The organism is Acinetobacter sp. WCHA29 (assembly GCF_002165335.1).
Lineage (GTDB): Bacteria > Pseudomonadota > Gammaproteobacteria > Pseudomonadales > Moraxellaceae > Acinetobacter.
This window is the reverse complement of the sequence record NZ_NHRQ01000016.1, coordinates 15,241-28,854: the sequence shown is the minus strand read 5'-3', so window position 1 is coordinate 28,854 and position 13,614 is coordinate 15,241. Positions and strand designations below refer to the sequence as shown.

The following is a 13,614-nucleotide window of genomic DNA, read 5'->3' as shown; positions in this document are numbered from 1 at the left end:
ATTATGGTTAAAAATGCATTACAAGCTCAGTTACTCAAAGCGGGTTTGGTCGACAATAAAAAAGCTAAAAAATTAACCAAACAGGTGCAACATGAGCAACGCACTGGACAACATGATGATGCCTCATTAAAAGCTGAAATCGATCGAGTGAATCAAGAGAAATTAGCCAAAGACCAAGCACTGAATTTAGAAAAACAAAAGGTTTTAGAAGAAAAGGCGCTTAAAGCTTCAATTATTCAAATGATCAAGCAACATAAAATTTTACAGACAGAAGGTGATGTTACCTATCAATTCATTGATGAGGGGAAAATTAAAAAGGTTTATCTTTCACAACAAGTTTATAATGCGTTAGTGACGGGTTCTTTAGTTATTGCTAAAGATCAAGATAAATATGCTTATCTCCCCAAAGCTCTTGCAGAAAAAATTGATCAGAAAATGCAAGGATTTATTCTGGTTAACAATAATACTGAGAAAAATGATCAAGCAACTGATGAAGAAGATCCATACGCGGCTTATGTTATTCCAGATGATTTAATGTGGTAAATCACACCTCATTAATGTAATACAATCTTACAGATCGTATTCAAAATGTGATCAACTCATCATAATATCTTTTAACACCTTACAATTAACAAAGTGAAATTGTAAGGTGTTTTGATTTGAATTATTTAAGTTTTATTAGCGAAATTAGAAGTGAATTAAGCCAATACCCTTGGTTAGAAATGCTCATTTCATTCGCAATTTTGATTTTTCTAGCGGCTTTAGCAAATTTTATTGCCAAAAGAATTATTGTACGTGGTATCCGCCATATCATTACTAAGCTTAAGTCACCCCATCAATCAATTTTTGCCCAACACAGCGTTACACGTCGATTTGCAAATATCGTTCCTGCGATAGTCATCATGAATGGAATCAGTGCAGTTCCCCATCTTCCATTAAAAGTAATTACATTAATACAAATGGGAGCGCAGGCATTTATTTTTCTCACGCTTGCTTTATCAATTAGTGAAGCACTGAATATTTTTAACTTAGTGTATCAACGCAATCCAAAATCGAGAAATAAACCCATCAAAGGTTATTTACAGCTGATCAAACTGATTTTATTCGTTGTCTGTGGTCTTATGATTTTAGGTACTTTTCTTAAAAAAGATGTGTTTACTTTACTCGCAGGCTTCGGTGCAATGGCAGCAGTTCTCATGCTGGTCTTCCAAAATACGATCCTCTCTTTAGTCGCAAGTGTACAAATTGCCTCTTATGATATGGTTCGCATTGGAGACTGGATTGAGATGCCCTCTTTAAATGCGGATGGCGATGTGATTGATATGTCTCTGCATACAGTGACCGTACAAAATTTCGATAAAACACTGACCACCATTCCGACCAACAAACTTGTCACTGATACATTTAGAAACTGGCGTGGTATGAGTAATTCAGGCTGCCGTCGTATTAAACGTTCGATATTTCTTGATCAAAGTAGTGTTCACTTTATGACTGATAGTGAACAGCGAAAATTAAAAGATTTTTTACTTTTAGACCATTATCTTGATGCAAAGCAAGATGAAATTAATAAGTTTAATGATCATTTAAGCAATCAATCAGAATGCAACCAACGTCGTTTAACCAATGTGGGAACATTCCGTGCTTATGTAGAGTTCTATTTACGCCAACATCAAGGTATTGCGCAGAATCAAACTATTTTAGTTCGTCAACTACAACCCACTAGTGAAGGTCTACCTTTAGAAATTTATGCATTTACAAATACGACAGCATGGGCATCTTACGAAGCAATTCAATCTGATATCTTCGATCATTTAATTGCAATTATTCCTGAATTTGGTTTGAGAATTTATCAAGCACCGTCAGGATATGATTTTAAAAACTATTTACCTGTTAAAGATGCTCAAATCTAATGTGAACTAAGCTTTAAGGCTTTGCTTTTTTCAATACTAAAGCCTTAGAGTATTCAAATAGAAAAACCTTTAGACCTAATTTCCCAAAATTTTCTATGAAACCTTAAAATGTGTAGATAATGCAGTTTTATTCTTATCGGTTGAGTATCTAAAAAATTTTTGCAATAAATTAAGATAAGGAATCAGAAAGTACACATGCGCTTTATCTATGGTTGAATAAGCCACACCTAATTAATGTTTCTGTTTAAAGGCTTCTAGGGTTAACCAGCCGTTTGCGGAATGCCTTTTGACCCGATTGTAATAAATCTCAATATAGTCAAACAAGACAGCATTCGCCTCTTTTCGAGTGGCAAACGCACTACCATGTATCACATGACCTTTCAATGTATCATAGAAGCTTTCTGTCACTGGATTATCCCAACATGAGCAGTGCACTGCGCAAGGCTGCGTGACATACTTTGAATACAGTTATTCGTTAAAAAAGCATTTAGCCATTTTTACATCTCCAAAGTTAGCATTACGTTAGCTTTAGAGGGACTATGTGTACATTATTTTGGCTAGGATCACTTATGGATTGGCATCTTGGTTAATCATTCTATATATGCAAATAAGAGTATATAAGCCGTTCAAACAGAATGTGTATATCCCTTTACAACCTAGATAACAAAGTTATTCAATCTTCATAATATATCGCACGCTTCTTTGAAAATTTCTCAAGTTGCTTCAGAAAACCTTCAAAGTAATTCTTCTCCTTATCTTCAGTACGGTAGCCTGCATATAATGTGCGTCTCAATCCTTGCGGCGACACACAGTCTAAACGACGACTGACAACCCATCCCTTTTGTTCATATTCATTAACGACCCAATCAGGTAAAGCAGCAATACCACGCCCACTGGCAACCAACTGAATTAACATCTGCGTTAAATCAGTCGTTCGAATATGCTTAGGTTGAATATTTGCTGGAATGAATAAATGCGCCATGATATCTAAACGATGTTTATCAACTGGATAAGTAATCAACGTTTGTTCAGCCAAATCTTCAACTAGGATTATTTCTTTACGCACTAATGGATGTGTCGTTGAGAGTACTAACCGTGACTCGTATTCAAAAATCGGAAAGTATTCAATCCCTTTGAGTGCAATTGGATCAGCAGTGATTAATAAATCAAACTCGGCATTTTGCAATAATTCATGCGGATTAGACTCAAAACCCGCTGCAAAATCTAAATCGACATCTGGATATTGCTGGCGATATTGATTTAATAAAGGCATTAGCCAGTCAAAACAACTATGACATTCAGATGAAAAAATAATTCTCCCCGTTTGTCCATGCACGATACGAGTAATATCCGTTTGTGCTATCTGAACCTGAGGCAACACATCATCTGCTAGTCGAAGCAAACGCTCGCCGACATTGGAAAAACTTACTGGACGACTACGGCGATTAACAACTTCTACACCATACCAATGATCAAGTTCTTTTAATTGATGAGAAATTGCTGAAGGAGTTAGGCATAGATCTGTCGCAGCCGCAACCAATGAACCATGCTCACGTAGTGCAATTAATGTTTTTAAATGACGAAGTTCTAACACAACGATCACCACAATTGAATTTAATTCATCCTATCATGTTATTCATGAGTGTGTCTCACTATGAATTTTATTTTATTATTGTTTATGCTTCCATACCATCTCGATTCGATTTAACTCAGGGCTATAAGCTGGAATAAAATACAGATTCGTTGCAAAGTTAGTTTTAAGTAGTTCTCTGTAATCAGCCATCTTTTTACTTTTATGAATCGAGGCATTATCAACAATAACAACTAATCGAAGGTTATACGTCTGTTTTACTTGTTGAGCTATTCCAGTTAAATAGGCATAAAACCAAGTGCTTGTAACTGACTCGTGTAAACAACTTGTCAACAGTTTCCCCGTTGAAAGCAAACACCCCATGACATTAACTCGTTTTAATCTTATTGCATCAACTGCATGAACATCACCTATCTTTGTCCACGCATAGCGGTTATCAGGTGTAGATGAAAACCCTGTTTCATCTACATAACCTAATATAATTTCACCACGTGCCGCTTGCTCTCGTAATTCTTCAATCTGCTGTGTTGCTTGTTCAAATGCAATCGGATCTCTTTTCTTTTAAGCTATGACGGGTACGCTTGAAGACCATACCTGAATCACGTAAAAACTTACGAATGGTTTCAACAGACACGGACACCTCGTATTCTTCATGTAGTTTGACTCGGATTTGTTCTGCATTTATTATCCCGAGTTTATTTCTTAATAAACTTAGAAATGCAAAAATGTCGATTTAATGATTCAAACCAATAAAGGGACAATTAAACGCCCTGTATATACGCCTACTCAACAGTCAACGCTTTATCAAAATTTTGCGCGTTTAATTGAAACTTTACCAAGAAGCTAATTTTTAATAAATGTGAATTAGTTTAAATTCATATTATAGAGTTATAAATCACCTTATAAGTACTGTATTTTATTTAAATTAATTTACTTAATTCATATATTTAACTAAAAAAATAATGGATGAACTGTAAATTTAAGAATCAATTAAATAAATAATATTATTTTTTCTATGATGTTTATTTAATACAATGTAAAATTCGTGCCAAAATTGCATGATGGAATGCAAATAATGCTCAGCTCATATTAGCAGAGAGCGAATGCGAGGCTTGTATGTCAAAAAAAGAAGATATTATTAACACAGCATTAAAACTTTTTAACTCGCATAGCTACAATTCGATTGGGGTTGATCGAATTATTAGTGAGTCAGGCGTTGCAAAAATGACATTCTATAAATATTTTCCATCGAAGGAAAAGCTTATTGAGGAATGTTTACTTCAACGTAATATTAACCTTCAAATCTCATTGAATGAAACATTAGCTCAATGTGATCAATCAAATTATTTAGAGCAAATTGAATCGATATTCAAATGGTACAACGCCTGGTTCCAAAGCGAAGACTTTAACGGCTGTATGTTCCAAAAAGCACTTGAAGAAGTGATTAAAATTTACCCTTCAACTCTTGAACCTGCGACACAATATAAAATATGGCTAACAGCCTTGATCCAAAACTTACTGACTCATTTAGATATTCGAAGCCCGACACACTTAGCTACATTAATCGTAAGTATTTTAGATGGAATGACCATCCAAGCGCATGTAAATAAAAACTCTGTTGAAATGAGTGAGTATTGGACTCGCGTAGAACATTTAATTAATTTTGAAAAGCAAATAACATCATAAAATTCTCAGAAAGCTGAGTTAAAACAAATAATATGAAATTGAAAGTATAAAAAAATAAAGCGTGATTTATAGTTATTATTGTGGCTCACGCTTGCGTCTGAGTTGGAAAAAGAATAATAAAAATATTACCCTCTGGCGGTCGTACAAATTGCACATCCCGATCCTTCTTATCAAGACAGATCTTTCTGTCTTGTTCTTTATTATATACATTTTTCCTGAAAGTACAAATAAAATTTTAAAAATTTTTATATTTATTAATTAAATTAATTACATAATTTTATTATTTATAAAATTTTAACAATTTCTAACATTGCTCAAAATATCTAAACTCTCAAATTTTAAAGTCTAAGCGTTATTAATGACAAATATAAGTTTCACTGATATAGATATTCACAAAAAACCATTGTATTTTTCAAGTTTTAATACATTTTTATGTTTTTCTCACCTTATACTAAGTTCGGCTTGAATGTAGTGAGAAAAGTATGCAAAAGGATATAGAGATCAACGTGATGAGAGAGTCTGCAAGCTCTATTGTCAATGTACTTAAGTCTTTGGCAAACACAGATCGCTTAATTATTTTATGTCATTTAGCCAAACAAGAATTAAATGTGTCTCAAATTGAAGAAGCTACTCATATCCTACAACCTACACTGTCACAACAGCTTATGATGTTAAGAAAAAGTAATGTAGTTTCTACACGTCGGGATGGAAAGCAAATCTTTTATTCAATTAGTGACCCTAAGTTACAGGTTGTTTTAACAACGCTTTATGAAAATTATTGTCCTAATATCTGAATTTTACTAAAGAAAGATTATTAGAGAATTATTGAAATTCTTGATTCTCTAAAAAAGGTTAAATTTTAAGTTCTCTTTCGCCCTTTGCTCAAAATTCTGTTGAAAATATTCAGTTTGATACAGCGGTTCTGTCTGATAAAAATGTGCTAGAACTTGTTTTCTTTTAATCAAATAAATATCTGGATATACCCAAGCATATTCCTGCTGAATCTGCTGTTCATATTCCGTAAAACGCTCAGGTGAAGCTGCTAGAATCGCCAAATCAATATCCAGTAGAAACTGTAAATCTAGTTCATTCGTTGCTTCATGCTTTTGCGTGACAAGAATCCATCGCTTAATCTTTTGAACAATTTCAAATGATAAATCTTGAGCCAAATACTGCTCGAACAGCTCAGCACTTTTAAGTTCATTATCTTTGGCTTGTGGGTCATAAACTGCATCATGGAACCAGAGCGCCAATGCTACAGCATCCGCATCAATTAAATCAGCTCGAATCGAGTCAACTAGAACTAGACATTCATACAAATGTTGCAGCGTATGATAAGCCCGCTGCTTTTCACTGTAGGCAGCAATCAACTTATTAAAAACTTTCTGCGGCTCTGAAAAATGATAATGCTGATGCAGCTCAAACCATGATTTTTCTAATGTAGATAAATACTGCGGCATTGCTCATCCTCATTGGATTTCTTTATTCAGCCACTTTGCCAGTGATTCAGCATCTTTACGTTCTAGAAAAAGCTGATACAAGGTACAGGAGCCAAACTCATGTTTTAGTTCTTGCTGGCGTACAGGATGATTACCAAATCGAAAACGTCTGGTTCCATCACGATCTAAAGGTAGCGCATATACCCCATAACTCCGCGGTTCTGTCAATTGCCCTTTAATCCGGACTTGATCAGACGATATCGCGTGTTTTAATAAATGTTCTTTGGTTAACATCCCACCCTGCCCAAGGTAAATCTAAGCTGCGTGCTGCTCATCTCGCTTAAAGACCAATTCTTTATTCGATGAACTTTCAGCATCAAAGTAATACCCTTCACTATCAAATGCTTTTAATTGTTCTACTTGGCTTAATTTATTTTCAATCAAGTATCTCGCCATCAGGCCACGCGCTTTTTTCGCATAGAAACTGATGACTTTATATTTTCCGTTCTTCTGATCCAAGAATACAGGCTTGATAATTTCTGCCTGAATTTTCTTTTCATTCACAGATTTATAATATTCGTCAGAGGCTAAATTTACCAACACTTTTGCATCAATTTCAGCTAAATCTTGGTTAATTTGATCGGTTATCATACTGCCCCAAAATTCATATAGATTATGACCACGGCTATTCTTTAGTTTAGTTCCCATTTCCAAACGGTATGGCATCATCAAATCCAACGGACGCAATAAGCCATAAAGACCAGATAACATACGCAAATGCTGCTGGGCAAAATCAATCTCTCGGTCTTTTAGGTGATAAGCATCTAAGCCTGTGTACACATCACCTTTAAATGCAAATAATGCCTGACGTGCATTAGAAAAATCAAAATCTGCATTCCAGTCACGAAAGCGCTCTACATTTAAGTTAGCTATTTTCTCACTCACCGTCATCAATGATGCGATTTCACTCGCAGAAAGCTTGCGACAAACATCAATTAATTGTTGAGATTGCGCCAACAAACGAGGCTGAGTATATTTATCAGTCGGTAATGTAGTTTCATAATCTAGTGTTTTCGCTGGAGAAATTAAAGCAAGCATAATCAATCAGAATAAATTTATCTTGGTGAAACTATATCAGTTGATAATTTTTAATGCCAATTCGTGTTCTCGTTCAGTTTTATCGGTAAAATAGTGGATTCTTCCATTATCCATTGCGTATCTTATGTCTGAGCAAGTATTCATCCAAGGTCCTGTTGGTCAAATTGAAATGTTTGTAGATCAACCCCAAGGTGAAATCACAGGTTTTGCTGTCGTCTGCCATCCGCACCCTTTGCAAGGTGGTACACCGCATCATAAAGTTCCTGTACTACTGGCTCAAATTTTTAATAAGATGGGATGCGTGGTTTACCGTCCTAGCTTCCGTGGCTTAGCTGGCAGTGAAGGTACACATGATCAAGGTCATGGTGAAACAGATGACATTATGGCAGTGATTGAATATGCCCGTGAGAAGCATGCAGGTTTAACCTTCTATGCAGGTGGTTTTAGCTTTGGTTCACATGTACTGGCAAAATGCCAAGCACAACTCAGCGAAGAATTACGTCCGAAGCAATTAGTGTTATGTGGCTTGCCAACAGGCTCAGTGATTGACTTACGCCACTACACAACCCCAGCAATTGATGGCGATATCTTATTTGTACATGGCGAACAAGATGACATCACCTTGCTTTCAGATATGATTGCTTGGGCAAAACCACAAAAACATCCGATCACGATTTTGCCAGGTGCAAACCATTTCTTTACTGGCTATCTAAAACAGTTACGCCAAGTGATTGCTCACTTTTTGAAACTGTAGACTTAAATAGAAAAACAGGACATTGACAGTGAAAAAGGATTTTTACATCACCAATCTAAAAAAAACACTTTATATTGCACATGAATTACACAAACGAGGATTTGAATCTTTATATGTTGAACCCTCTCTATCTCCTTCTGGTTGTTATTGGAGATGTTCTTTTTTGAATAGCCATAAAAATGCATCTACCATTATTATTTCTAGCTGGATTCAAAAAAATAGAGATATCCGCAAAACAGAAATCACTCAAGATATTACTGAACTGACTGAGCTATTTATTCAACAACATCAAGAGTTTTTAAACCAATGCAAAAATAAGAATTCTGCCTATATTGAGTGGTATCAAAATATGCTTAATTGTTTAACTATTGAAGAGCTGCCTTATGCCTATTCAGATTTCCACCATGAAAGCAATTATTGGATGACAACAAAAGATCAAAAAATACCCATTTTCAAATAATAAAATCAAATATTAACCATTGAAACATATAATAAAATATTCATTCGATTACTAAAAGAAATACTCCTAACGCCCCATTTCTGCTTTATCAATATCGATAAAATGAGCATTCGGATTTTTTAATAATGAAATTAAATAAAAACAGGGACTTTTTTTAAAGCAAACTATTGAATATTGGCAACAACAAGGCACGATTACGCCCGATTTTGCCAATGATTTAAATCAAAGTTCTTCGATTCGACCTTTTGACTGGGAACGTTTGGCAAAATACTCATTCTGGATTTTCATGATTTACGCCGTGATTGCGATTGCTGCAATGACAGCCGATAAGTTCTTAATGGAACTGATCGAAAAAATCTTTATTGACTCTAAAATCATCCCTTGTCTGATTTTTGCTGCAGTTGCGGTGGCCAATGTAGGCCAACACTACGGTAAGCCTGTGCTATTCATAATTAACACACCGCAAATGTATAAACACGGCTTTGAGTTTTATCAAGCAGAAAATAGTGTTTGGCTAACAATACACATACCAACACAATATTTATCACTGATTGATCAGACCAAGACAGGATCATCGGTCTGATCTCAGGATTAATTCGTTACTTCACACTTTCCAGTGCAGTCACCAGTAACTTCCAGCATTTATCTACAGTATCTATTTTCACACGCTCACCTGGTGCATGCGCCCCTTGAATATCAGGGCCAAACGACACCATCTGTAAATCAGGATAATGTTCCGCAATAATGCCACACTCCAAACCTGCATGAATGACTTTTAGATTAGGTTCAATATCAAATGCAGATTGATAAGCCTGTTGTAAGCACTTTAATGCAGCCGATTCTGGATTCGGTGTCCAACCTGATACTAAAGGCGTTAATTCAGATTGAATTTCAAAACTGGCAAAGTGCTGTTGAATCTTTTGAGCAAATGCTACTGCTTCTTGATTCACCATCGAACGAACCATAATTAAGGTTTTCGCTTCATCTTTGGTCAATTTGACCACACCAATATTATTCGAAGTCTCAACCACATCAGCTAAAGCGCTACTCCACTGGGCAATCCCGTATGGACAACTTGCTAATGCTTGCAACCAAGCTTGCTGTTGCTGCAATGTTATAACTTCATTTATCGGGTTAGCATTTTGCTGTAAGCTGATCTGTAGCTGATCATCAATGTTCTGTAACTTTTGTTGCCATTCAGTTTGTGACACAGCAACGGCATTTTCCAACGCGGGTAATTGCTCTGCTTTAATTGCAATAGTTGCCACAGCTTCACGCGGGATGGCATTGCGTGCCGATCCACCGACAAACTCAACCAGTCGGCCATTGGATGGTGCCAAATAATCATTGAGGAAATGGGCTAGAATGACATTGGCATTCCCACGACCTAAATGAATATCAACCCCAGAGTGACCACCTTTCAAAGCTGATACCAGTAAATCTACAAAGATTAAATCACTTGGTGCTGTTTCATATTCAATTGTCTGTCCCACTTCTAGGTCAATACTGCCTGCACAGCCAAGATACAGTTCACCCCATTCTTCGGTATCAATATTGAAAAGCCACTGTCCAGTTAACACGCCTGACTCAAGCAAACGAGCACCACTCATTCCTGCTTCTTCATCAATGGTCAACAGGACTTCAATCGGCCCATGAGCAATATCATTTGATTCTAATACCGCCATTGCAAGTGCAACGCCAATGCCATTGTCTGCACCAAGCGTGGTATTTTCAGCAATCAGCCAACCATCTTTTAAGACTGGTTGAATTGGATCTTTAAAAAAATCATGCTGGGTACCACGATTGGCTTGTGTCACCATATCCAAATGGCCTTGCAAAATCACACCAGCAGCCTGTTCTTTACCCGTAGTTGCCGCTTTTCGAATAATTAGGTTACCAATGTTATCGACATAGGTTTCCAAATTGCGCTGTTCTGCCCAATCTTTTAAATGCTGTCTTAACCGTTGTTCATTTTTAGATGGTCGAGGAATTGTACATAAGGTCTCAAAATGCCGCCAAACTACTTGTGGAGATAATTTAGAAAAATCGACCTGTATCATGCACCAATACTCTCAAATAAAGTGTTTAAACAAATATACACCATACACCTAAATGGCGATGCTTAAATCACTTTATTTAAGATTTTATTGGCAAACGTCTTAGCTTTTCCATACAAATTGAGAAAAGCTATGCTCTGCTTTTAAGCTATTTTCTACGGCTTGAGCCAACTGTCGGATAATACTTTGCGTTTCGATTCGTTCAAAATTATATATGTACACGGCCAAACTCATCATTCTCATTATTTATACGTTTTATGTTTGCACCTAACAACTTATTTTTATGTATAAACAAATAAAAAATGCAGCATTTAGCTATTCTAAATGCTGCATTTCTCAATTCGTTTACTGATTTACGACTTGTAAATCTAAACCTGCTGAGTTTGCTAGCTCAGTAAAGGTTGGAAAACTAGTTGCAACCGTTTCCGTACCATGAATCGTGATATTACCTGAAGTACGTAAACCTGCGATACTGAAACTCATAGCAATACGATGGTCATGGTGAGATTCAATTTCACCGCCAGCAAAGATTGCCGACCAGTCACCTGACTTGCCTTTACCTTCAATGATGATGCCATCTTCTGTTGGCGTACAATCAATGCCCATGATTTTCAAGCCATCAGCCATGACTTGAATACGGTCAGACTCTTTGACACGAAGTTCAGCTGCACCCGTTAATACGGTTTGACCTTCTGCACATGCAGCCGCAATGAATAATACTGGGAATTCATCAATTGCTAAAGGTACTTGATCTTCAGGCATATGAATGCCCTTCAATGTTCTTGAACCTTTGATATGAATATCTGCAATCGGTTCACCGCCTGCAATACGTTCATTCTCAACAGTCAGATCAGCGCCCATTTGCTTGAGAATTTCGATCACTCCAGTACGGGTTGGGTTGATGCCCACTGCTTCAAGGATCACATCGGCACCTTCAGTAATGGCAGCACCCACCATAAAGAATGCCGCAGATGAAATATCCGAAGGCACTTGAATATCTGTACCAACTAATTTACCACCACCCACAAGCGAGATTTTATTTCCTTCAGTTTTCACATCATAACCGAAAGCACGCAGCATACGTTCAGTATGATCACGGGTCGGTTCAGGTTCCGTCACTGAAGTTTCACCAGCAGCCCATAAACCTGCCAATAAAATTCCTGATTTCACCTGAGCTGATGCCATTGGTAAATCGTATTGAATCCCTTTAAGGGCTTGACTACCCGTGATACTCACTGGTGGCGTACCTTTTTCACCTGTGGTTTGGATTTGTGCACCCATTTCACGAAGTGGCTTAGCAATACGCTCCATTGGACGTTTCGACAATGACGCATCACCTGTCATCACCGAGTCAAATTTTTGTGCAGACAACATACCTGATAGCAAACGCATACTAGTACCAGAGTTACCCATATACAACGCGCTCGCTGGTGCTTTTAAGCCTTGCATACCCACGCCATGAATCGTGACTTCACCATTCTTAGGCCCTTCAATGCTCACACCCATATCACGGAAAGCCTGCAAAGTTGCAAGTGCATCTTCACCTTCCAAGAAGCCTGTCACATGCGTTGTGCCTTCAGCAATCGCACCAAACATAATTGAGCGATGTGACACAGACTTGTCACCCGGTACGGTGAATTTACCTGTAAATGTTTTCTTTCCCGGTAAAATGGTAAATTGCTGTGTCACCTTGTTTTTCTCCATCAAAGGTTTTTTGGCCAACATATGGTTAAAGTGCTGACGTGCTGCTTGAGCATGCCCGAGCAGTCCCATCAACGCTTGCGAATCTTCCTGTGCAATCAATTTCTTTAAAACTGATAATTGCCGTTCAAAGCCATCAACAGCATTTAAAATTGCCGTTTTATTGGCAAAGAAAATGTCATGCCACATCTGTGGGTCACTAGCCGCAATACGCGAGAAGTCACGAAAACCTCCAGCAGCATAGCGGAAAATATCTAAATTATCTTCACGATTTGCCAGTTGCTCAACCAGATTGAATGCCATCAAATGCGGTAAATGACTGGTATGTGCCAACACTTCATCGTGCTTAGTGACGTCCATGCAAATCACTTCTGCTTTTGCCGCAGACCAAAGCAGGATAAGTTTCTGCACTGCCCAATCTGCACTACTTGGCAATGGCGTTAGAATCACTTTATGATTGGCAAATAAATCAACTTTACCTGCATGTACACCTGTATGTTCTGCACCTGCAATCGGATGACCCGGTACAAAACCGACTGGTAAATTTTCACCAAATACCACTTTAGCAGCTTCAACCACATTGCCTTTGGTACTACCGACATCGGTAATGATGACATTGTCTGCAAGATAAGGCTTGATCTGTTCTAGCACTTTTTGTGTCGCACGAACAGGCAATGCCAAAACAATCAGGTCTGCACCCTGAACCGCTTCCTCAGGATTTGCATAACCCTGCTGAATAAGCCCCAGTACTTTGGCATCTTCCAATGTTTTTTTTGAGCGTGTTGAAGCGACAATTTCAGATGCAAGCTGTTCTGCCACAATCACACGAGCAAGACTCGACCCAATCAGCCCAAGCCCAATAAATGCAACTTTCTTAAATAATGGTTGAGACATAAAACATATTTGCCTATCTGAAAA

12 protein-coding genes and 5 pseudogenes are annotated in these 13,614 nt (G+C 37.3%); 7 read left to right on the top strand and 10 right to left on the bottom strand.

Going from position 1 to position 13,614, the window contains the following annotated elements:
* Nucleotides 1-3: 3 nt before the first annotated feature.
* Together CDG59_RS10870 and CDG59_RS10865 are read left to right on the top strand one after the other, a co-directional pair.
* Nucleotides 4-543, top strand: coding sequence for a DUF2058 domain-containing protein (locus CDG59_RS10870; RefSeq protein ID WP_004662427.1), 540 nt, complete (start codon nt 4-6; stop codon nt 541-543).
* Between the two features lie 116 nt (nt 544-659).
* Nucleotides 660-1,910 carry a mechanosensitive ion channel family protein gene (locus CDG59_RS10865; RefSeq protein WP_087545329.1) on the top strand — a complete coding sequence of 417 codons (1,251 nt, stop codon included), beginning with the start codon at nt 660-662 and terminating at the stop codon, nt 1,908-1,910.
* Between the two features lie 231 nt (nt 1,911-2,141).
* Here CDG59_RS10865 and CDG59_RS10860 read toward each other — a convergent pair.
* From CDG59_RS10860 to CDG59_RS10845, 4 genes and pseudogenes are all read right to left on the bottom strand, one after another.
* A pseudogene (locus CDG59_RS10860) lies at nt 2,142-2,389 on the bottom strand (IS3 family transposase); the annotation flags it as partial.
* A 194-nt stretch (nt 2,390-2,583) separates the two neighbouring features.
* Complete coding sequence (locus CDG59_RS10855; protein WP_171295030.1) at nt 2,584-3,504, bottom strand: LysR family transcriptional regulator; 921 nt, start codon at nt 3,502-3,504, stop codon at nt 2,584-2,586.
* Nucleotides 3,505-3,591: 87 nt separating this feature from the next.
* A pseudogene (locus CDG59_RS10850) lies at nt 3,592-3,981 on the bottom strand (transposase); the annotation flags it as partial.
* A gap of 55 nt (nt 3,982-4,036) precedes the next feature.
* Nucleotides 4,037-4,186, bottom strand: a pseudogene (locus tag CDG59_RS10845) (helix-turn-helix domain-containing protein); the annotation flags it as partial.
* Nucleotides 4,187-4,617: 431 nt separating this feature from the next.
* Between CDG59_RS10845 and CDG59_RS10840 the strand changes: the two are divergent.
* Nucleotides 4,618-5,187: a TetR/AcrR family transcriptional regulator gene (locus CDG59_RS10840; RefSeq protein WP_087545325.1), complete on the top strand. Its 570-nt coding sequence runs from the start codon at nt 4,618-4,620 to the stop codon at nt 5,185-5,187.
* 482 nt (nt 5,188-5,669) lie between these two features.
* Nucleotides 5,670-5,981 (top strand): ArsR/SmtB family transcription factor, encoded by a 312-nt coding sequence (locus CDG59_RS10835; protein ID WP_005215950.1) that lies wholly within the window; start codon nt 5,670-5,672, stop codon nt 5,979-5,981.
* Between the two features lie 48 nt (nt 5,982-6,029).
* On the opposite strand, the gene CDG59_RS10830 is transcribed toward CDG59_RS10835, so the two are convergent.
* From CDG59_RS10830 to yaaA, 3 genes are read right to left on the bottom strand one after another with little or no spacing between them, the layout of a single operon-like run.
* Complete coding sequence (locus tag CDG59_RS10830; protein ID WP_087545323.1) at nt 6,030-6,647, bottom strand: metal-dependent hydrolase; 618 nt, start codon at nt 6,645-6,647, stop codon at nt 6,030-6,032.
* A 9-nt stretch (nt 6,648-6,656) separates the two neighbouring features.
* Nucleotides 6,657-6,920 carry a hypothetical protein gene (locus CDG59_RS10825; RefSeq protein ID WP_087545322.1) on the bottom strand — a complete coding sequence of 88 codons (264 nt, stop codon included), beginning with the start codon at nt 6,918-6,920 and terminating at the stop codon, nt 6,657-6,659.
* A gap of 21 nt (nt 6,921-6,941) precedes the next feature.
* Nucleotides 6,942-7,724 (bottom strand): peroxide stress protein YaaA, encoded by a 783-nt coding sequence (yaaA, locus tag CDG59_RS10820; RefSeq protein ID WP_087545320.1) that lies wholly within the window; start codon nt 7,722-7,724, stop codon nt 6,942-6,944.
* Between the two features lie 124 nt (nt 7,725-7,848).
* Between yaaA and CDG59_RS10815 the strand changes: the two genes are divergently transcribed.
* The 3 genes and pseudogenes from CDG59_RS10815 to CDG59_RS10805 form a co-directional block, all read left to right on the top strand.
* Nucleotides 7,849-8,478, top strand: coding sequence for an alpha/beta hydrolase (locus tag CDG59_RS10815; RefSeq protein ID WP_087545318.1), 630 nt, complete (start codon nt 7,849-7,851; stop codon nt 8,476-8,478).
* Between the two features lie 28 nt (nt 8,479-8,506).
* Entirely contained in the window at nt 8,507-8,938 is a 432-nt protein-coding gene (locus CDG59_RS10810) for a hypothetical protein (RefSeq protein ID WP_005159807.1), read from the top strand.
* A gap of 125 nt (nt 8,939-9,063) precedes the next feature.
* Nucleotides 9,064-9,368 (top strand): annotated as a pseudogene (locus CDG59_RS10805) (DUF2157 domain-containing protein); the annotation flags it as partial.
* A 169-nt stretch (nt 9,369-9,537) separates the two neighbouring features.
* On the opposite strand, the gene CDG59_RS10795 reads toward CDG59_RS10805, so the two are convergent.
* The 3 genes and pseudogenes from CDG59_RS10795 to CDG59_RS10785 form a co-directional block, all read right to left on the bottom strand.
* Nucleotides 9,538-10,998, bottom strand: coding sequence for an aminoacyl-histidine dipeptidase (locus CDG59_RS10795; protein WP_087545317.1), 1,461 nt, complete (start codon nt 10,996-10,998; stop codon nt 9,538-9,540).
* 99 nt (nt 10,999-11,097) lie between these two features.
* Nucleotides 11,098-11,202, bottom strand: a pseudogene (locus CDG59_RS15515) (hypothetical protein); the annotation flags it as partial.
* A 138-nt stretch (nt 11,203-11,340) separates the two neighbouring features.
* Complete coding sequence (locus CDG59_RS10785; protein WP_087545315.1) at nt 11,341-13,590, bottom strand: bifunctional prephenate dehydrogenase/3-phosphoshikimate 1-carboxyvinyltransferase; 2,250 nt, start codon at nt 13,588-13,590, stop codon at nt 11,341-11,343.
* Nucleotides 13,591-13,614: the final 24 nt, after the last annotated feature.

Coding starts and splice junctions, on each gene's coding strand:
- CDG59_RS10870 (WP_004662427.1), top strand. CDS start 4: ATGGTTAAAAATGCATTACAAGCTCAGTTACTCAAAGCGGGTTTGGTC.
- yaaA (WP_087545320.1), bottom strand. CDS start 7,724: ATGCTTGCTTTAATTTCTCCAGCGAAAACACTAGATTATGAAACTACA.
- CDG59_RS10825 (WP_087545322.1), bottom strand. CDS start 6,920: ATGTTAACCAAAGAACATTTATTAAAACACGCGATATCGTCTGATCAA.
- CDG59_RS10795 (WP_087545317.1), bottom strand. CDS start 10,998: ATGATACAGGTCGATTTTTCTAAATTATCTCCACAAGTAGTTTGGCGG.
- CDG59_RS10830 (WP_087545323.1), bottom strand. CDS start 6,647: ATGCCGCAGTATTTATCTACATTAGAAAAATCATGGTTTGAGCTGCAT.
- CDG59_RS10785 (WP_087545315.1), bottom strand. CDS start 13,590: ATGTCTCAACCATTATTTAAGAAAGTTGCATTTATTGGGCTTGGGCTG.
- CDG59_RS10840 (WP_087545325.1), top strand. CDS start 4,618: ATGTCAAAAAAAGAAGATATTATTAACACAGCATTAAAACTTTTTAAC.
- CDG59_RS10835 (WP_005215950.1), top strand. CDS start 5,670: ATGCAAAAGGATATAGAGATCAACGTGATGAGAGAGTCTGCAAGCTCT.
- CDG59_RS10815 (WP_087545318.1), top strand. CDS start 7,849: ATGTCTGAGCAAGTATTCATCCAAGGTCCTGTTGGTCAAATTGAAATG.